This is a genomic window from Rhodococcoides corynebacterioides NBRC 14404 (assembly GCF_001894765.1).
Taxonomy (GTDB): Bacteria; Actinomycetota; Actinomycetes; order Mycobacteriales; family Mycobacteriaceae; genus Rhodococcoides; species Rhodococcoides corynebacterioides.
Map to the genome: position 1 here is coordinate 238,479 of NZ_BCWV01000006.1, position 18,642 is coordinate 257,120.

At 70.0% G+C, this 18,642-nt stretch carries 21 protein-coding genes; 10 read left to right on the forward strand and 11 right to left on the reverse strand.

The genetic code is table 11. The features are described from left to right. Window positions 1–5: 5 nt before the first annotated feature. Window positions 6–1,010, forward strand: coding sequence for an AfsR/SARP family transcriptional regulator (locus RC2_RS18730; RefSeq protein WP_072681584.1), 1,005 nt, complete (start codon window positions 6–8; stop codon window positions 1,008–1,010). Here the strand turns inward: RC2_RS18730 and RC2_RS15395 are convergent. Continuing rightward, window positions 977–1,831, reverse strand: coding sequence for an IS3 family transposase (locus RC2_RS15395; protein ID WP_245811137.1), 855 nt, complete (start codon window positions 1,829–1,831; stop codon window positions 977–979). The two genes, RC2_RS18730 and RC2_RS15395, sit on opposite strands and share 34 nt — an antisense overlap. A gap of 20 nt (window positions 1,832–1,851) precedes the next feature. After that, window positions 1,852–2,139, reverse strand: coding sequence for a transposase (locus tag RC2_RS15400; RefSeq protein WP_068151775.1), 288 nt, complete (start codon window positions 2,137–2,139; stop codon window positions 1,852–1,854). 90 nt (window positions 2,140–2,229) lie between these two features. Between RC2_RS15400 and RC2_RS18735 the strand changes: the two genes are divergently transcribed. Further along, on the forward strand, window positions 2,230–2,517 hold the full coding sequence (locus RC2_RS18735; RefSeq protein ID WP_139277421.1) for a hypothetical protein: 288 nt from the start codon (window positions 2,230–2,232) through the stop codon (window positions 2,515–2,517). Between the two features lie 581 nt (window positions 2,518–3,098). Here RC2_RS18735 and RC2_RS18740 read toward each other — a convergent pair. From RC2_RS18740 to RC2_RS15410, 3 genes are all read right to left on the reverse strand, one after another. Beyond that, the gene (locus RC2_RS18740) at window positions 3,099–3,803 is read right to left on the reverse strand and encodes an AMIN-like domain-containing (lipo)protein (protein WP_139277422.1); all 705 of its coding nucleotides are present in this window, start codon (window positions 3,801–3,803) and stop codon (window positions 3,099–3,101) included. Between the two features lie 411 nt (window positions 3,804–4,214). Continuing rightward, window positions 4,215–4,658 carry a DnaB-like helicase N-terminal domain-containing protein gene (locus tag RC2_RS15405; RefSeq protein WP_068144349.1) on the reverse strand — a complete coding sequence of 148 codons (444 nt, stop codon included), beginning with the start codon at window positions 4,656–4,658 and terminating at the stop codon, window positions 4,215–4,217. 47 nt (window positions 4,659–4,705) lie between these two features. Then, complete coding sequence (locus RC2_RS15410; protein WP_068144353.1) at window positions 4,706–5,149, reverse strand: hemerythrin domain-containing protein; 444 nt, start codon at window positions 5,147–5,149, stop codon at window positions 4,706–4,708. A gap of 148 nt (window positions 5,150–5,297) precedes the next feature. Here RC2_RS15410 and RC2_RS15415 point away from each other — a divergent pair, with 148 nt between their 5' ends. Continuing rightward, window positions 5,298–6,368, forward strand: coding sequence for a spore photoproduct lyase family protein (locus RC2_RS15415; protein WP_068144356.1), 1,071 nt, complete (start codon window positions 5,298–5,300; stop codon window positions 6,366–6,368). 18 nt (window positions 6,369–6,386) lie between these two features. Here RC2_RS15415 and RC2_RS15420 read toward each other — a convergent pair whose 3' ends face one another. Beyond that, entirely contained in the window at window positions 6,387–7,751 is a 1,365-nt protein-coding gene (locus RC2_RS15420) for a dihydrolipoamide acetyltransferase family protein (RefSeq protein ID WP_068144359.1), read from the reverse strand. Between the two features lie 224 nt (window positions 7,752–7,975). On the opposite strand from RC2_RS15420, the gene RC2_RS15425 reads away from it, so the two are divergent. Beyond that, window positions 7,976–8,587, forward strand: coding sequence for a GyrI-like domain-containing protein (locus tag RC2_RS15425; protein ID WP_139277423.1), 612 nt, complete (start codon window positions 7,976–7,978; stop codon window positions 8,585–8,587). 5 nt (window positions 8,588–8,592) lie between these two features. Here RC2_RS15425 and RC2_RS15430 read toward each other — a convergent pair whose 3' ends face one another. Continuing rightward, entirely contained in the window at window positions 8,593–9,996 is a 1,404-nt protein-coding gene (locus RC2_RS15430; RefSeq protein ID WP_068144366.1) for an NAD(P)H-quinone dehydrogenase, read from the reverse strand. Window positions 9,997–10,128: 132 nt separating this feature from the next. Between RC2_RS15430 and RC2_RS15435 the strand changes: the two genes are divergently transcribed. After that, window positions 10,129–10,593: a gamma-glutamylcyclotransferase family protein gene (locus RC2_RS15435; RefSeq protein ID WP_068144369.1), complete on the forward strand. Its 465-nt coding sequence runs from the start codon at window positions 10,129–10,131 to the stop codon at window positions 10,591–10,593. 24 nt (window positions 10,594–10,617) lie between these two features. Here the strand turns inward: RC2_RS15435 and RC2_RS15440 are convergent, their stop codons facing one another. Genes RC2_RS15440 through RC2_RS15450 form a run of 3 tightly spaced genes read right to left on the reverse strand, consistent with a single transcriptional unit; the run spans window position 10,618 to window position 13,701 of the window. Next, window positions 10,618–11,784: a M20 family metallopeptidase gene (locus tag RC2_RS15440; protein WP_068144372.1), complete on the reverse strand. Its 1,167-nt coding sequence runs from the start codon at window positions 11,782–11,784 to the stop codon at window positions 10,618–10,620. Then, window positions 11,781–12,965: a M20 family metallopeptidase gene (locus tag RC2_RS15445; RefSeq protein ID WP_068144373.1), complete on the reverse strand. Its 1,185-nt coding sequence runs from the start codon at window positions 12,963–12,965 to the stop codon at window positions 11,781–11,783. The genes RC2_RS15440 and RC2_RS15445 overlap by 4 nt, the downstream gene beginning before the upstream one ends. Window positions 12,966–12,999: 34 nt before the next feature. Continuing rightward, window positions 13,000–13,701, reverse strand: coding sequence for an enoyl-CoA hydratase/isomerase family protein (locus RC2_RS15450; RefSeq protein WP_068144376.1), 702 nt, complete (start codon window positions 13,699–13,701; stop codon window positions 13,000–13,002). Window positions 13,702–13,768: 67 nt separating this feature from the next. Here RC2_RS15450 and RC2_RS18975 point away from each other — a divergent pair, with 67 nt between their 5' ends. Genes RC2_RS18975 through RC2_RS15460 form a run of 3 tightly spaced genes read left to right on the forward strand, consistent with a single transcriptional unit; the run spans window position 13,769 to window position 16,380 of the window. Beyond that, window positions 13,769–13,924, forward strand: a complete 156-nt coding sequence (locus RC2_RS18975) for a hypothetical protein (RefSeq protein ID WP_156509716.1) — start codon at window positions 13,769–13,771, stop codon at window positions 13,922–13,924. A gap of 27 nt (window positions 13,925–13,951) precedes the next feature. Next, window positions 13,952–14,776: a purine-nucleoside phosphorylase gene (locus RC2_RS15455; protein ID WP_068144378.1), complete on the forward strand. Its 825-nt coding sequence runs from the start codon at window positions 13,952–13,954 to the stop codon at window positions 14,774–14,776. Continuing rightward, window positions 14,773–16,380, forward strand: coding sequence for a phospho-sugar mutase (locus RC2_RS15460; protein WP_068144381.1), 1,608 nt, complete (start codon window positions 14,773–14,775; stop codon window positions 16,378–16,380). The genes RC2_RS15455 and RC2_RS15460 overlap by 4 nt, the downstream gene beginning before the upstream one ends. 3 nt (window positions 16,381–16,383) lie before the next feature. Here RC2_RS15460 and upp read toward each other — a convergent pair whose 3' ends face one another. Further along, on the reverse strand, window positions 16,384–17,007 hold the full coding sequence (upp, locus tag RC2_RS15465; protein WP_068144383.1) for a uracil phosphoribosyltransferase: 624 nt from the start codon (window positions 17,005–17,007) through the stop codon (window positions 16,384–16,386). Between the two features lie 127 nt (window positions 17,008–17,134). On the opposite strand from upp, the gene RC2_RS15470 reads away from it, so the two are divergent. Both RC2_RS15470 and RC2_RS15475 read left to right on the forward strand, forming a co-directional pair. Continuing rightward, a complete protein-coding gene (locus tag RC2_RS15470; RefSeq protein ID WP_068144386.1) occupies window positions 17,135–17,437 on the forward strand; it encodes a type VII secretion target in 303 nt (100 codons plus the stop codon). After that, window positions 17,434–18,591 carry a C40 family peptidase gene (locus RC2_RS15475; RefSeq protein WP_082895316.1) on the forward strand — a complete coding sequence of 386 codons (1,158 nt, stop codon included), beginning with the start codon at window positions 17,434–17,436 and terminating at the stop codon, window positions 18,589–18,591. Before RC2_RS15470 ends, RC2_RS15475 begins: the two co-directional genes overlap by 4 nt. Window positions 18,592–18,642: the final 51 nt, after the last annotated feature.

Genomic DNA, 18,642 nt, shown 5'->3' on the forward strand with positions numbered 1-18,642 from the left:
GCGGCGTGGCGACGCTGCACCCGGACGCGCTCGGGGACACCGGCTTCGGTCCGGTCACGGTCTCCGTCCTGGGCCCCCTCGTGGTCACGGTCGACGGGCGCGAGGTCTCGGCGGGCAGCCGCCGCCAACGAGCGTTACTGCAGCGCTTGGTGATCGGCGGCTCCGACGTGGTTCCGGTGGACACGTTGATCGACGATCTGTGGACCACACCTCCCCCGCGTGCGCTCGCGGCCCTGCAGGTGCACGTGTCCAACCTGCGCCGCATCCTCGAGCCGAACCGCCCCGCGCGTGGGCGGCCCCGCCTGCTGGTCGGCGCGGCGCCGGGCTACGGCCTCGTGCTCCCCGAGGACGCGGTGGACGCCCGCCTCGTCGACCGCGCGCTGACCCTCGCCCGCACGTCGCCCGACGCGGCCGATGCGCGACGACTGCTCGCCGACCACGCGGCGGTCATCGCTGAACTCACCGGCATCGTGCGGGATCGGCCGGACCGCGAGGAGAGTGTGCGTCTGCTCGCCACGGCGCTCTACCGCTCGGGTCGTCAACTCGACGCACTCGATGTCCTCGCGCGCAGCCGCCGTCACCTGGCCGACGAGTTCGGTGTCGATCCCGCGCCGCCATTGCGGTCGCTGGAGTCCGACATCCTGGCTCACCGGGACGTCTCGACACCTCCGCCCGACCACGAGGAACCGTCGGCCCCGCCCGTGGTCACGCTGCGGTCGCCGCGCCCGCGGACGGCCGCCGTGCCCGCGGTGGACGCTCGCCCGGCCGAGTCGGCCCGAGTGGCCGCGGTGCTGGCGCGGACGAGGGCGGAGTCGCGCGCCGCCACGATCTGGGTGACCGGCGAGGCCGGCGACGGCAAGACCACCCTGGCCGCGCTCGCCGCCGACGAGGTCCGCGCCCACGGCGCGACGGTCGCGACGGGACGATGCTCGGAGGGGAGCTTGACCCGGTTTCCCGGACAGTTCGGGTTGGGTGTTCAGGCCACGTCTGAGGTGACCCGTCGATGGTAGGCGTGTTCGTAATCCACTGGCGAGGAGTAGCCGATCCCGGAGTGCCGGCGGTGCGGGTTGTACCAGGCTTCGATCCATTCGAAGATCGCGGAGGCGAGCTGATCTCGGGTGTCCCATGATCGGGTGTCGAGCAGCTCGCGTTGCATCGTCGACCAGAACGATTCCATCATCGTGTTGTCGACGCTCGAGGCCACCCGACCCATCGACCCGAGCAGTCCTGCCGTGCGCAGTCGTTGGCCGAAAACCCAGCTGGTGTACTGGGATCCGCGGTCCGAGTGCGTGATCGTCCCGGTATCGGGGTGGCGGCGCCACAGCGCCATCTGCAGTGCGTCTACGACGAGGTCGGTACGCATGTGATCGGCGATCGACCATCCCACGATGCGCCGGGAGAATGTGTCGAGGACCCCGCAGCAGTACACCTTGCCCGTGCCGGTGGGGTGTTCTGTGATGTCGGTGCACCAGATCTGATCGGGCCGCTCGGCGACGAACCGGCGGGCGACGAGATCGTCGTGCACCGCTGGTGCGGGTCGGTGGCGACGCTTGTGGCGGACACCGATACCAGCAACGCCGAGTAGCCGCATCACCCGTGCGACACGTTTGCGTCCGACCGAGATGCCACCGCCGAGACGGAGTTCGGCGTGGACCCGCGGCGCGCCGTAGCACCCGCGTGAGCCTTGGTGGATATCACGGATGCTGTTGGCCAACAGTGCATCCGACATATCACGCTCGGACGGTGGTCGATGTCGCCAGTCGTAGAATCCGGACCTCGACACCTCGAGGGTCCGGCAGGTCACCGCGACGGGGAAGCCGTCCGCAGCCAATTCGTGGACCAGCCGGAAACCTATTTCGGGAGGATGTTCTCCCGCGCGAAATAGGCGCTTGCGCGTTTGAGGATCTCGACCTCGGTCTCGAGGCGCTTCTTGTCTCGGCGCAACTGTGCCAGCTCGGCGCGTTCGCTCGTGGACAGACCGTCGACGCGGCCGGCATCGACGTCATCGAGTTTCATCCACCTGCGCAGACACGACTCACTGATGCCGAGGTCGGACGCGATGCGCATGACACTCGCCCCCGGCTGACGTGTCAGGTCGACCGCCCGGCGGCGGAACTCCTCGGGATGGGCAGCGGGCATAGCTCGGACTCCTCTCCTGCAGCAGCAACGCTACAGATCAGGTGTCCGGGAAACCGGGTCAAGCTCCCATTGAACAAACGCGGCGACGCAGTGAACTTCCCCAAGGTGGCACGCGAAGGCAAAGTCAGCCTCGACTTTCTCTACCGCAACACCGAACTGCGCGAGATGATCACCCGTCTACGAACCCGCAACCAACCGACAACGGCCACCCCGATCGCCACAGACACCCACAGCACCATCGTGCTCAGCCTCACCCGCCAACTCGGTGAGGCCAAAACCGAAATAACCCGATTACAAGCAGCGCTCGCCGCGGCGCACGGCGAAAACCTCGCGCTACGCCGAACCCCGCCCCCGCCCCGATACGAGCCCGCAACGTAAAAAGTGAGGCCGGCGAACGGTTACTCCAGACTTCGTTCGCGTTCCTTGCGCTTAAATTGGTCCCGCAGGCAATTGCAGATTCAGGTCTCGAACCGACGGAAGTAGAACGGCGCGCCAAAGTTACCCATTTGCGGTTACTCCCCTGGTCGGCAAACCAGGCAAAAACTCACCGATCGCGCCAAAAACGGGAAATTGGACGAAATTGCAGTCGAGTTCGAGCCACTGCAATTCGAGTTGGACCACACGGTCCCACCTGTCGCTGCTCCATTACTCAACCCAGACCTATTACCAGGCAAGTTGACGCAGCCCACACCACTGTTCACTAGAACGTCGACCTGTGATCCCGTGTAATTCGAGCCGCTGAAGAATCAGGCCCGGCCGCTGGAACATGTTGCTGCGTCAGCAACACCCGGCGTCATGACTGCTAGCCCCAAAGCTGCAACAGTGGCGGCGAACGCGGATGCGAATTTTCTGGACATGGAGCCCTCCTGGGTAGCCGATTCAAACCCGACGTATCGACCTTGCTCCCGTGACTGCCGCTGCCGTTACCACTTAAGACCGATCGTTACGTAAATGAATCCTTAGTTTTCGCTGCTCGTCACGATCTCCAAAGACGAACCTTCACCCGATTGGCCGATACGCACAACCGGTTCGACTGATCTGAATCCGATGAACGACTGTGTGACTGCATCACCCGTCGTGGGTCCAAACGTCACGACTTCGACAACATCGTTTGATTCGGTGGTGGTCAACCGCGACTGATAAGGAGGCACATCACTTTCCGAGGTCGTGGGAAATCCAGTGAAGTCAACCTGCAACAAGCACGTGCCGGCCACGGGCACGGGTTCTGAATTGGCATGGCGCAACGGAAGCGATGTGTACCGCGCAGACCACCCGATCTGGCCGTCTCCGATGAACTCGTAGCCGATCCTCAGCGCGGATTGATCATCGGACCCAGGACTTAGTGTCACTTCCTGCAAGGCAACGTCACCCACAATCGCCTGACCAGGTAAGTCATCGGTATCCGGTGGGGCGAGCACCGGCCCGGGCGGGAGCTTTCCATCGCCCACCGTCACCGTCCCCGACCACGCATCCGTCACAGAACAATCGCGTGTCACAGGATCAAGTGCAGAATCCACCGGTCCGCCGACTTGCGATCCGGTTCCGCACGCACTCAAGGACATGACCACGGCGAAAGCCGTAAACGCGACAATCGCGTGGCCCGTGACAGTACGCACCTCGCCGAAAGGCGAGCGTATATCTCGAAGTTTGCGCAGGGTCTGCATGGTCGACGCGCCTTCCTGTTCATACCTGCGCGGATTACAGAGTCTCAATCAGCCAGGACGGAGCCCACCACCAGTGCTGACACCGATGGGTGCCGCGAACCGAGCACCGCCATCGGCATCGGCATCACGGTAACCGAACTCCACCACCGCGCTCGTTACGCGCAGACTCATGACTGATCGATTGTCGCTCCAGTGCGGGTCCAATTCTGTGACATCTCAGCCCGAGCATCCGACCGCGCCGCGACAGCAAATTCTCCAGACGGGGTTGTCCAATGTCGTCACAGACATTACCGCCACGTGTTGATCTGGGCACTCGTTTCAGCTACTGCACACGAGTGAAGATAACTCGTCCTCGGGGCCTTGTTCGGCGGCCTGGATGAGTCGCTGCCCAGTGATGTGGAACGACCGCCGTTAGGACTGTGAGAGGACGATGTCGGCGTAGTGCACGGCGGCGGAGGATCCGGTGGTGTCGGCGGTGACGACGTCCGCCCGTGCTCGGCGCAGCGGTACGTCTTTCTGCCCTCCCCCGGCTCGGTGCAGGACGGCGGCGATGGAGGCGGGGTCGTGTGGTTGTCCGCTGGTGACGAGTTCGGCGATGACGGTGAACAGTTCCGCGTAGGCGGGCTCGGCGAAGTCGGCCGGCACCAGGGCACCGGTGACCCGGGCGGCGGCGGCGGTGTCTGTAGACCACATGAGCGTGCAGAGGGTCAACGATTCCGGGTCGGTCCGCGGGTCGAGGCCGGCGCTGGTGTCGACGCCGGGGTCTGCGGCGTCGGGTGCGAGGTCGAGGACCGGGTCGGTCGGGTTCTGCTCGGGTTCGGGGACTGCCAGCAGTGCACGCGCAAGGGGCGCCATGACATTTTCTCTTTCGATCGGCAGCAGGGATGCGACGATGCGGGCGGTCAGGCTGCATCAGACGACAACGTTGCCGCTTCCGCGATGTGTTCGGTGAGCAGATCGCGCAACCGGCCGAGATGGCCCGCGAGCGCCGCGGTCGCCGTGCGGTCGGGCAGCTGTGGGGCGAGCTCGCGTATGCCTGCCAGGATCGGATCGAGGGCGTCGTGGTCCTCGGTGAGCTCGGACAGGTCGACGTGGGGGCCGGCGGTCTCGACGAGAATCGGCCACAGGACGTCGTCCTCGGTGCGGTGATGGTGCTCGATGCTGGTGCAGAACAGCTGCAGGTACTCGGCGACGGCCGCGCCGTGCCGGGCATCGGTGGGTGCACCCGCGACCAGGCCGGCCAGCAGATCGGTGAGTCGACCCGCGTCGGCGATCATCGCGCGGTGCGACAGCCGCATCCCGAGGGTGTCGTCGAACGTGGTGGGGCGGGCGGGGCTGGTGCCCATGGCAGTTCCTCTCGTCGGGGGCCGGACCCGGGAGGTCGGGTCGGCCGTCACGAGGACTGTGCGCGGCGCCGCTTGCAGTTCGCTTGTACTCGACTTCTCGGGGCGTTACCGACGGTCCGGTGTCGGTCGGCCGTGATAGCCCGGGGAAGTGAATGCTCGCACCCACGCCCTGCTCGACCCCCGCCGCATCTGGGCCGAACCGGGGGCGATCGCGGACCTGCGCGGCCAGGAGGTGCTGGCCCGCTTCCCGACCGCCGAGGTGATCGAGGTCGACTCGCACTGGCAGATTCCGTCGCTGCACGGCAACGAGGGCAACATCGACCGATGGGTGCGGGTCAAGACCGAGGACCTGGTGCTCGGCGTGAAGAAGTCGCTGACCGCGCGGCCGAACGGACGGTCGGCGGACTGGATCGCGCCGTCGACGGCCAACGGGTGCGCGATGGCCTGCGCCTACTGCTACGTGCCCCGCCGCAAGGGCTACGCCAACCCGATCACGGTGTTCACCAACATCGACAGGATCGTCGGCTACCTCGGGCGCCATGTGGCGCGGCAGGGTCCGAAGCCCGCGCCGAACCAGTGCGATCCGACGGACTGGGTCTACGACATCGGCGAGAACAGCGACTGCAGTGTCGACGCCACCGTGAGCGACAACGTCGCCGACCTTATCCGTGCCTTCGCGGGGTGGGACGGCGCGAAGGCCAGCTTCGCCACCAAGTACGTCAACCGGGACCTGCTGTCGCTGGACCCGCGCGGGGGCACCCGTATCCGCTTCTCGCTGATGCCGGAGCAGGAGTCGCGCCTGCTCGACATCCGCACCTCACCCATCGCGGACCGGATGGGAGCGCTCGACGACTTCGTCGCCGCCGGCTACGAGGTGCATCTGAACTTCTCCCCGGTCGTGCTGGTCGAGGGGTGGGAGGAGCGGTGGACGACGCTGATCGACTCCGTCGCCGCCGCGACGGGTGACGACTTCAAGAAGCAGGCCGCCGCGGAGGTCATCATGCTGACCCACAACCGCGATCTACATCAGGTGAACCTCGGCTGGCACCCGAAGGCGGAACGGGTGCTGTGGACCCCGGAGACGCAGCAGGCCAAGCGATCCCAGAACGGCGCGCTCAACGTCCGCTACCGGAACGACGTCAAGGCCGCGGCGGTGGCCCGGTTGACCGACATCATCGCCGAGCGCGCACCCTGGCTCACCGTGCGGTACGCCTTCTGATCCGGCCGGCCAGGGCCATCAGCCCAGAGCGACCAGCGCTACGGGATCCGACAGCATCGCGGCGACGTCGGCCAGGAACCGCGACCCCTGCTCGCCGTCCACCAGTCGGTGGTCGAACGAGACGCTCAGCGTGGTGACCTGCCGCAGGGCGATCTCACCCTCGAACTCCCACGGCTGCCGCCGGATCGCGCCCATACACAGGATCGCCGCCTCACCCGGGTTGAGGATCGGAGTCCCGGCGTCGACGCCGAACACGCCGACGTTGGTGATCGTGATGGTGCCGTCCTCGAGGTCACGCGGACCCGTCTTTCCCTCCTTGGCGACGGCGGTCAGGTCGGCCAGGGCGATCGCGAGGTCGCGCAGGCTCATCCGGTCGGCGTCCTTGACGTTCGGCACCATCAGTCCGCGCGGGGTCGCGGCGGCGATGCCGAGGTTCACGTAGTGCTTGGTGACGATCTCCCGGGTCTCCTCGTCCCAGGCGGAATTCAGCGACGGGTTCCGGCGGACCGCCGCGAGCACGGCCTTCGCGACCAGGACCAGGGGTGTCATGCGCACGCCGGCGAGGTGATCGGACTCGCGCAGCCGGTCGAGCAGGTCCATCGTCGGCGTGACGTCGACGGTGACGAACTCGGTCACGTGCGGCGCGGTGAACGCGCTGCGGACCATGGCGTCCGCGGTGTGCTTCCGCACCCCCTTGATCGGCGTTCGGGTCTCCCGCGCCGGGGCGTCGAGCGGCACGTCGTCGGTCGATCGAGCGGTGCGGTCGAGATACGCCGTCACGTCCTCGCGGGTCACCTCACCGTGCGGACCGGTCGGCGGCACGTCCGCCAGATCGATTCCCTCCTGCCGCGCGAGGAAGCGCACCGGCGGCGCTGCGAGCGGTCGAGACGAGTCCGTTGACGGTGCGGGCGCTGCGCTCGATGCGGCGTTCGCCGCGGACTCCGTCCCAGGTCGGGCGCCGCGTCGGCCGGCCGTCTCCCCCGTGACGCCGTAGCCGACGAGCACCGGCACACGGCCGTCCCCGGAAGCCTCGTGTCCGTTCACGGCAGGGGGTGCCGTCGGACTGTCGGCCGGCGCCTCGTCCCGGACGGTGGTCGGGGCCTCGACCGACGGGACGGTGGCGGTCGGCTCCGAGTCGTCCGGCCCGTCGCCGATGTCGATGATCGGTGTGCCCACCTCGACGGTGTCCCCGGCATCGACGTGCAGGGCCAGCACGACGCCCGCGTACGGCGACGGCAGTTCCACGGAGGCCTTGGCCGTCTCGACCTCGGCGATGACCTGGTTGAGTTCGACGGTGTCGCCCGGAGTCACCGACCAGCTGATGAGTTCTGCTTCGGTGAGGCCTTCGCCCAGATCGGGAAGGAGAAAGCTGCGGGCGCCCATGGTCGGGTCCTCTCGTCGTCGTCGCACCCGGAGAGATCGTCCCCGGTGTGATCCACACAACTCAAACAAGACAAAGCAGTCCGCGCAACACATGACCGCGGGATTGCGCACGGTGACCATCGAGTCGCGCAGTCGTTGGTGTAAGACGTACCGTCTGCGTCACGCGGTCGCGAGATCGGGCGGTCCCGTCGACCCGTCCACCGTGTCCCGGTCCGGAGGTGCCCGTGCCGTTCGATCCCCGCCGAGAGCTTGCCGGCTACACCGCGCGACGCGGCCGCATCGATCTCCTCGACCTGCCCGCACGTCGCTACCTCGCCGTCGACGGATCGGGCGACCCGAACACGTCGTCGTCCTACGCCGACGCCCTGGCGTCGCTCTATCCCGTCACGTACGGGCTGAAGTTTCTGTCGTCCCGAGAACTGCAGCGCGAGTACCGCGTACCACCGCTCGAAGCACTGTGGTGGGCCGACGACCTGGAGGCGTTCACCTCGGGCCGGAACAAGAACAGGTGGCACTGGACGGTGCTCACCGTCGTCCCCGAGTGGATCACCGCCGAGCACCTCGACACCGTGCTCGGCCGGGTCCGGGACCGCGCCGGGGGCCCGCCGCCACGCCCCGTCGAGCTGCGCACGATCGACGAAGGCACGGTCGTGCAGAGCCTCCATGTCGGACCGTACGACGCCGAGGGCCCGGTCATCGCGGCGATGCACGACGACGCGACGGCCCGCGGCCGGTCGCTCACCGGCCGCCACCACGAGATCTACCTGAACGACGCCCGTCGTACCGCGCCCGAGCGCCTGCGGACGATCCTGCGCCAACCGGTCACCGGGAGCTGACGACCTCAGTCAAGATCGTCGTGGCTGATGAGCTGGCGTGCAGCCTCCGTGATGGACCCGGTGAGCGACGGGTAGACCGAGAAGGTCTGAGCGAGATCGCGGACGGTGAGGTTGTTCTGCACGGCGATCGCGATGGGCAGGATCAGCTCCGACGCCGTCGGGGCGACCACGACGCCGCCGATCACCACGCCGGTGGCCGGGCGGCAGAAGATCTTGACGAAACCGCGCCGCAGGCCGGACATCTTGGCGCGCGGGTTGGTGTTGAGCGGCAGCATCACCGTGCGGGCCGGCACCTCGCCGTTGTCGATGGCCGATTGCCCGACGCCGACCGTGGCGATCTCGGGGCGGGTGAAGACGGCCGAGGCGACGGTCTTGAGCTTGATCGGGCTGACGCCCTCACCGAGCGCGTGGTACATCGCGATCCGACCCTGCATCGCCGCGACGGAGGCGAGCGGCAGCAGGCCGGTGCAGTCACCGGCGGCGTAGATGCCGGGCACGCTGGTGCGCGAGACGCGGTCGACGCGGAGGTATCCGCCGCGGTCGAGTTCGAGCCCGACGTTCTCGAGGCCGAGATCCGCGGTGTTGGGCACGGAACCGACCGTCATGAGCGCATGCGATCCCTCCACCGTCTGCCCGTCGGAGAGGGTCACCACGATGCCGTCGTCGGTGCGCGTCACCGAGTCCGCGCGTGCCTGCTTGACCAGCGTGACACCACGCTCGGACAGCACGTCCTCGAGCACGAGTGCCGCGTCCGCGTCCTCGCCGGGGAGCACGCGGTCACGGCTCGACACGACGGTGACCTTGACGCCCATCTCGGTGTACGCCGAGACGAACTCCGCGCCGGTCACGCCGGATCCGACCACGATCAGATGCGACGGGAGCTCCTGCAGGTCGTAGAGCTGGCGCCAGGTCAGGATGCGTTCGCCGTCCGGCTGCGCCCCCGGCAGCACCCGCGGGCTCGCGCCGGTGGCGACGAGCACCACCTCGGCGTCCATCCGCTCGGTCTGCCCCGTCGACAGGGCAGCCTCGACGGTGTGCGCGGCGAGTCCCGGCTGCGTGTCCACCACCTTCGCCGTCCCGGACAGCACGCGCACTCCGACGGTCTGCAGTCGCGCCCGAATGTCCGAACTCTGCGCTTGCGCAAGGGATTTCACGCGGTTGTGAATCTGCGGCAGGTCGACGACCGCCGACGACGGGTCGAGCTCGATACCGAGGTCCGTCGCGCGCCGCATGTCCGTCCGGATGCCGGTGGAGGCGATGAAGGTCTTGGAGGGGACGCAGTCCCACAGCACGCAAGCTCCACCGACCCCGTCGGAATCGACCAGGGTGACCGACCCGCCGTGTTGTGCGGCGACCAGAGCGGCCTCGTAGCCGGCCGGTCCGCCGCCGATGATCACGATGCGGGTCATGAAGCCTCCGTGGTGGATGTGCGGGAGAAGAAGCAAGCGTGAGGGTCACTCACACCGTCCAACCTAATTCACCGCACCGACGGTCCGCTCCCCGACCCGAGCCCGCTGCGCGGACGGATTAGGCTGACCGCCGTGCCGATCTACGCCGCCTACGGTTCCAACATGCATCCCGAGCAGATGCTCGAGCGGTGCCCCCACTCGCCGGTGGCCGGAACCGGATGGTTGCAGGGCTGGCGCCTGACCTTCGGCGGCGGCGACATCGGCTGGGAAGGCGCGCTGGCCACGGTGGTCGAGGACCCCGACTCGCGCGTGTTCGTCGTCCTCTACGACGTGCCGCCGGAGGACGAGGACCGCCTGGACCGGTGGGAGGGGTCGGAGCTCGGCATCCATCGCAAGATTCGCCTTCGCGTGGACACCGACGACGGGCCGGTCCTGGCCTGGCTCTACGTTCTGGACGCGTACGAGGGCGGCCTGCCCAGTGCGCGCTACCTCGGCGTGATGGCCGAAGCCGCCGAGATCGCCGGTGCCCCCGCCGAGTACGTGCGCGACCTGCGCACTCGCAACTCTCGCAACGTGGGGCCGGGCACCGCGCCCTGATCGTCCGTCCCGGCCGCGGACGGTTCAGGCGTGCTCGGGCCCGTCCAGTCCCAGCGCCAGTGCGGTCATGACCCGGACCCCGACGGCCAGCGCCCGCTCGTCGAGGTCGAACGTCGGTTGGTGGATGTCGAGCTGCGGACCGTGACCGGACCACACACCCAGACGGGCCATCGCCCCCGGCACGTGCTCGAGGTACCAGGAGAAGTCCTCCCCGCCGCCCGACTGGGCCGTGTCCGCGAGCGCGTCGGGACCGATCGTGCGAATGGCCGCCTCGAATCGGCGCGTCGCGTGCTCGTCGTTGACGACGGGCGGCACGCCGCGGCGGTAGTCGACCTCGAACTTCACGCCGGTCGGGGCCAGGACCCCGGCCACGATCTCCTGCACCAGCGGCTCGAGCAGTTCCCAGGTCTGATGGTCCCCGGTGCGGACGGTGCCGGTGAGCATGCCCGTCTGCGGGATCGCGTTCGGCGCCTGGCCCGCGACCACTGCACCCCACACCATGACGGTGCTGGTCCGCGGGTCCACCCGGCGGCTCAACAGTCCCGGCAGCGCCGTGACGACCGACCCCAGCGCATAGACGAGGTCGGAGGTCAGATGCGGGCGGGAGGTGTGCCCACCGGCGGAGTGCAGTCGGAGTTCGACCGTGTCCGCGGCCGAGGTGATCGCCCCGACGCGGATGCCCACCTTGCCCACCTCGAGGCGGGGATCGCAGTGCAGGGCGTGGATCTGGGCGACGCCGTCGAGCACCCCGGCCGCCACCAAATCCAGCGCGCCGCCGGGCATGACCTCCTCGGCGGGCTGGAAGATCAGCCGGACCCCGTGCGGAAGACTCGGCAGCGACGCGAGCACCACGCCCGTCGCCAGCAGGACGGTCGTGTGGGCGTCGTGACCGCAGGCATGGGACACCCCCGGCACCGTCGACGAGTACTCCGCGCCCGTGAACTCGGTGAGCGGCAGCGCGTCCATGTCCGCCCGCAGCGCGATCCGCGGGCCCGCGGGACCGATGTCGCACACCACGCCGGTGCCGCCCGGCATCACCGTCGGCGACAGGCCGACAGCGCGGAGCGTGTCGACGACCAGCGCGGTGGTCGCGAACTCCTGCCGCGCCAACTCCGGATGCGCGTGGATGCGACGACGCCACGCCACCAGATCCGCACCGTGTGCATCGATCCAGGCGTCGGCGGGGTTCATGGTCGTCTCGTCCTCTCGTGTGCCGCCGCGACGAGGCGGTCGCGGTGGTGCGTGTCGGTGGCCGCGAGCGCGGCGACCCGCGCCAGAGCTCGGGCACCGTCCACCACGGCGCGGTCGGCGGACTCGGTCGCGCACGCCGCAGCGAACTGTGGTTGGTGGGTGACGGATCCCTGCGAATCCAACCCGATCACCGGGTGGATGCCCGGGACGCGGGCAGTCACGTTACCCATGTCCGTACTGCCGAACGGCCGCGACGTCTCGAACTCGCGGGGTACGGCGGTGCGTCCGAGGTCGCCGACCACGTCGCGGTAGCGCTCGACCAGCCACGGGTCCGGCGTCAGTTCCGTGTACGTCGGCGACACCGTCACCACGTCGTGCGTGCATCCGGTGGCCACCGCGCCGGCCTCGAAGCAGCCTCGCGCTCGCCGATCCAGATCGGCCAACTCGTCCGCGGTGTCGGCCCGGAGGTAGTAGAGCAGTTCCGCCGACCCGGGAACGATGTTGGGCGCCGTCCCCGCGTGCCCGACGATGCCGTGCACCTGCTGACCGGGCCGCAGATGCTGCCGGAGGAGGCCGATGCTCACCTGCGCGACGGTGGCGGCGTCGGCGGCGTTGATCCCCCACTCGGGCGCCGCGGACGCATGGGCCTCCCGGCCGGTGTACCGCACCGCGATGTCCGCCAACGCGAGCGAGCGCGCCGCCACGATGTCGAACGGCCCGGGATGCACCATCATCGCCGCGCCCACGTCGTCGAACAGCCCGGCCTCGAGCATGACCACCTTGCCGCCGCCGGTCTCCTCGGCCGGCGTGCCGAGCACCCGGACGGTCAGACCCAGCTCCTCCGCGACGGAGGCGAGTGCCAGGCCCGCTCCGACCGCCGATGCCGCGATGATGTTGTGCCCGCACGCGTGGCCGATCTCCGGCAACGCGTCGTACTCCGCGCACAGGGCGATCACCAGGTCACCGGAGCCGTATTGCGCGTCGAACGCCGTCGGCAGCCCCGCCACACCGCGGGTGACCTCGAAGCCGCCGGAGGCCAGGAGATCGGCCGTGGCCGCCGAGGCGAAGGTCTCCTCGAACGCCAGTTCCGGACGCGCGTGGATCGCGTGCGACAGCGCGACGAGGTCCGATGCGGCGGCGGTGACGACGCCGTCGAGGGCGTCGGCCGGGGAGAAGGTCACGCCGGACAGTCTGTCACCGGTCGGCTGTCACCGGTCAGGAGCCGAACGAGAACGAGCTCTCACCCGTCTGCACCGACAGCGCGGCCAGCGTCCTGGTGTGAATGCTGTCCTTGATCGACGTCATGTTCGGGCCGTGCGTCGCGGTGCGCGCGGCGGCGATCTCGACCGCTCGGGCGACGACGGCGTCCTCGGCCGCGCTCTCCCCCACGATGTGGTGCGCGACCGCGTCGGCGGCGCCGTAGCGGCGGCCGGTGGTCATGGCCTCCACGGCCGTGGCGTTCGGCAGCCGTTCGAGCAGCAGCGTGGACATGCCCTCGGTGAACGGCATGCCGAGGTTGACCTCCGGCAGGCAGAAGAAGCCGCGGTCGGCCCGCATGACCGACGTGTCGTGGCACAGCGCGAGCATGGCCCCGGCACCGAAGGCGTGGCCGTTGATCGCGGCGACGGTGGCCATCGGGAACCGCAGCAGGCGCGTGTAGACCGTGTGCACGAGGTCGAGGTACTCCGGAATGCGGTCGGCGTGGGCGAAGAGATAGTCCGTGTCGAGCCCGTTGGAGTAGAACTTGCCCGCACCGACCGTCACCAGAGCGGCCGGCCCGTCCACCGCGTCGACCTCGTCGAGCAGGCCGTGGACCTGCTCGATCCAGTCCGGATGGAAGCGATTCTCCGGATTGACACCGTCGGCATGGGCAAGGCTGAGGACGAAGACGTCCCCGTCGCGCTCGAGTGCAGGCATGATCGGATGGTACTCACCGGTAACCCTCCACGGCGGCGCCGGTCGACAGCGAGAGGAGCGGTGATCGGTGCATCTCGCGGCCGTTCTGCAGACCGTCGTCATCGTCCTCCTCGTGGCGGCGTCGGCGATGTTGGTGTCGGTGGGCGCCTACGGCTCCGGCGTGGTCCTCGGATCGGCGGCGTCGGTGTGGTTCTGGCGGCTCTACCGGACGTACGCGGATTGACCGGGCGATCGCACTAGGGTCGGTCGGGTGAACACCCCCCACGCAGCCGCCGACCCGGAACTCGACCCCACCGCCGCCGCCGAGGCCGCCGCCGCAGCACTCGCGCGGATCACCGGCGTCGAGCGTCATCCCGTCGCCGTCGTCCTGGGATCGGGATGGCAGCGGGCCGCCGAGCAGTTCGGCGACCCGGACCACGTCGTCCCCATGTCCGAGCTGCCCGGCTTCGCGGCGCCGCGCGCCCTGGGGCACAGCAACTCCATGTGGTCGGTCCGGGTCGGCGAGACCCCGGTGCTGATCCTGTTGGGCCGCACGCACGCCTACGAGGGACATCACCTCGCGCGAGTGGTCCACCCGGTGCGGACGGCGGCCGCGGCGGGCGCGCGGACGGTCGTGCTGACCAACGCCGCCGGCGGCATCCGGGACGGCATGGCCGTGGGCGACCCCGTCCTGATCTCGGACCACCTGAACCTGACGGGCCGCTCGCCGATGATCGGCGCGCAGTTCGTGAACCTCGTCGACGCCTACTCCGCCGAGTTGCGCGCGGTGGCCCGGTCCACCGACCCGACGCTCGCCGAGGGCGTCTACGCCGGACTGCCGGGCCCGCACTACGAGACGCCCGCCGAGATCCGCATGCTCCGTACCCTCGGCGCGGACCTGGTGGGGATGTCGACGGTCCACGAGACCATCGCCGCGCGGGCCGTGGGGGCGCGCGTGCTGGGTATCTCCCTGGTGACCAATCTGGCCGCGGGCATCACCGGCGAGCCGTTGGACGGCGAGGAGGTCATCGCCGCCGGCGCCGCGTCGGCCGTCCGGATGGGAACGCTGCTGCGCGACCTGGTTCCGCACCTGTGACCGCCTTCGACCGGGACCGTCTGGACCGCTGGCTCGCCGACGATCCCGATCCGGACGCGCGCGCCGAGCTGCTGGCGGCCTCCGACGACGACCTGGCCGATCGTTTCGCCGCCACCCTCGCCTTCGGCACGGCCGGCCTGCGCGGTCCGGTCCGAGCGGGCCCGAACGGCATGAACGTCGCCGTCGTCGTCCGCGCGAGCGCCGGTGTCGCCGCCTACCTGTCGGCGCGGCACGCACCAGGGTCCGAGATCGTGGTCGGCCGCGACGCCCGTCACGGCTCCGCCGCGTTCGCCACCGCCGCGGCAGAAGTGTTCGCCGCGAGGGGATTTCGCGTCACGCTGCTCCCCCACCCGCTGCCGACGCCGATCCTGGCGTTCACGACCCGCGCGCGCGGCGCCGTCGCGGGCGTGCAGATCACCGCGTCGCACAATCCGCCCGCCGACAACGGCTACAAGCTCTACCTCGACGGCGGAGCGCAGCTGGTCTCCCCCGCCGACCGCGAGATCGAGGCCCTCATCCGGTCGGCGGACGGGGCCGCCCGGATCCCCCGGACCGCCGTCGCCCCGACCACCGACGACGTGGTCGGCCCGTATCTCGATCGCCTCCGGCACCGGGTTCCCCCGCGAGAGAGCCACTCCCGCATCAGGATCGCGTTGACTCCACTGCACGGTGTCGGCGGCGACCTCGCCGTCGAGGCGCTCCGCCGCGCCGGGTTCGACGACGTCGTCACCGTCGACGACCAGTTCGCCCCCGACCCCGACTTCCGGACGGTCGCGTTCCCGAACCCCGAGGAGGCAGGAGCCGCCGATCTCCTGCTCGCGCTGGCCGAGCGATCCGACGCGACCCTCGCCGTGGCCCTGGACCCGGATGCCGATCGGTGCGCCGTCGGCGTGCGCGGGCCGGACGGGTGGCGGATGCTCAGCGGCGACGAGACGGGCGCCGTGCTCGCGGACCACATCCTGCGGTCCAGCGCACCGGGCGCCCTGGTGGCGTCCACCATCGTCTCGTCCACGCTGCTGGGCCCGCTCGCGGCCGCCCGCGGCGCCCGCCACCGTCGGACGCTCACCGGGTTCAAGTGGCTCGTGCGCGCCGGCGACGGTCTGGTCTACGCGTACGAGGAAGCCATCGGCCACTGCGTCGACCCGGACGCGGTGCGAGACAAGGACGGGATCTCCGCCGCCGTTCTGCTCGCCCATGTCGCCGCCGAACTGGCCCGCGACGGGCGGACTCTGCTCGACGTCCTGGACGACCTCGACGTCGAGTTCGGGGCCCGTGTGGGCGCTCAGGTGTCCCGACGCGTCGAGGAGCTCGCCGAGATCACCGCCATGACCGGACGGCTGCGGTCGAACCCGCCGACCACCCTGGCGGGGTCCACCGTCACGACGTCGGACCTGAACGACCGCACCGACGAACTGCGCACCGACGCACTGGAACTCGTCGGCGATCGCTTCCGCGTGATGGTGCGGCCGTCGGGAACCGAACCGAAGCTCAAGGCCTACCTCGAGGTGATCGAACCCGTGGACGGCCGCGCGGACCTCGACTCGGCGCGGGCACGCGCGCGGGCCGTGCTCGCCGAGCTCGAGGAGTTCGCCCGGACGTTCTGACCGTCAGCGCGGTCCGAACTGCCGATCCCCTGCATCGCCCAGACCCGGCACGATGTAGGCGTTCTCGTTCAGGCCCTCGTCGACGGCGGCCGCGATCAGCCGGACGGGCAACCCCGCCGCGCCCAGCGTCTCGACGCCCTCCGGTGCCGCGACGACGCAGATCGCCGTGACGTCGTCGGCACCGCGTTGGACGAGCAGTTCGATGGTGTGCACCATCGACCCGCCGGTGGCGAGCATGGGATCGAGGACGTAGACCGGGTATCCGGCCAGATCGTCGGGCAGCGATTCCATGTACGGCGTGGGCTGGTGCGTCTTCTCGTCGCGGGCGATGCCGACGAATCCCACGCGCGACTGCGGAATGAGCGAGCTCGCCTTCTCCACCATGCCGAGTCCGGCGCGCAGAACCGGGACCAGCAGGGGCGGCGAGGCCAGGCGGTGGCCCGTGGTCGTCGCGACGGGGGTGTCGACGTCGAACGTCTCGAGCGGTGCGTCGCGCAACGCCTCGTACACCAACATCTGGGTGAGCTGTCGGAGCGCCGACCGGAAACCGGGGTTGTCGGTGGCACGGTCACGCATCTGGGTCAACAGCGCGGACGCGAGGGGGTGGTCGAGGACGATCGTCTCCATACCGGGGGTGGTGGTCACGCCGTCGACCCTAGAGGGGCGGAACCGGAACCGGGGGCGCGGCGTCCAAGACGACAGCGGCCCCTCCGTGCTCGGACGGTGCCGTGACCGCTCACGAGAGGACTCGCCCATGATCACCCCCGCCGTTCACGTCGACCCGGAGCATCTGCTCACCCTGGCCGCCTCGCTGCACCGCACCGCCGCGGCGACGGCGGACGTCGCCGGCGCCGGGCGCGCGGCCGCCGTCGTGGGTCCGGCCCTGGGGCCGATCGGAGGCGCGTTCGCCGCCGTCTTCGGTACGGCCGTCGGTCGTCACTGCGGGTCGCTCGACGCCCTCGCCGAGGTGATCGACACCGTCGGCGCGCGGGTCGGCTCGGCGGCGCACGCGTACACCGAGGGTGACGACGCCACGGCCGCGGACTTGCGCGGATGAGGGCGTCCACCGAGCCGGTGTCCCCCGTCGCCGCTGCAGCCCCTGCCACCGCTGCAAGCCCTGCCACCGCACTGCCGGCCGATGCGGCACCGGACTCGATCACCCTCACCCTCACGGTGCCCGGACTCGACTCCCTCCTCGCTCCGATCGACGGGGTGCTCGCCGAGCTGGGCCGCGGGGTCCTGCCGCCCGGCTCCGTGGACACCGTCCTCGCGGGCGGGGCGCAGGCCGCCGATGCCGTCGGCTCCTCGTTGCGCTCCGCTCTCGACGGGATCCCGTGGTCCGGTCCCGCCGCGACCGCGGCCGGTGAGGTGGTCGCCCGCGCCGCCGAGGCGGCGACGGCGCTGGCGCGGGAATCCGAGGCGTTGTCGGTGCTCGCCGGACGTGCCTGCGAGGTGGTGGCGCGGGGAACCGCGGAGGTGGAGGCGATCGCCGCCTCGTTCGTCGCTACCGCGGCGCCGCTGCTGCCGACCGCCGTGACTCCGGCCGGTGCCGCGGCACTGGCGGCACTGGCGCAGTCGGCCGTGACGGAGGCGGGTGCGGTCGCGGCGCGGGTGCGGGCCGAACTCGATGCGCTGGGCGCCGAGGTGTCGGCTCTGATCCCTCCGGTCGTGCCGGCGGTACCGGGGGCCTCGTCCGCCGTCACCGATGCCGAGCGGTTCCTGCGCGGCACGCTCGACCCGTCGCCGGCCGCTCCGGACGCCGGACCTGCCGACTCGGCGCCCGGCCATCGGGCGTACGACCCCGCCGCGGGTGGAACGGGCCGCGAGGTCGTGCTCCCGGACGGGTCCACGGCGCTGGCACCGAACGCGCGGGCGGCCGAGGCCGTCCGCTTCGCCCTCGCGCAGCAGGGCACCCCGTACGTCTGGGGCGGCACCACGCCCGGCCAGGGCCTGGACTGCAGCGGCCTGACGCAGAGCGCGTACGGCCAGGCCGGGGTGGACATTCCCCGTCTCGCTGCCGAGCAGTCGGTCGGGAGCCCGGTGTCGGTGGAGAACCTGATGCCCGGAGATCTCGCGGTGTGGGACGGCCACGTCGCGATGGTGGTGGGCAACGGGCAACTGGTCGAGGCGGGTGATCCGGTGTCCGTGTCGCCCGTCCGAACCACCAACGCGGGCATGACCTTTCACGGGTTCTATCGACCCACGGAGTGAGGCCTCGGTGCGCGGCCCGCCGCCGCTCGGGCGCTGAGATAGGCTCGCGCG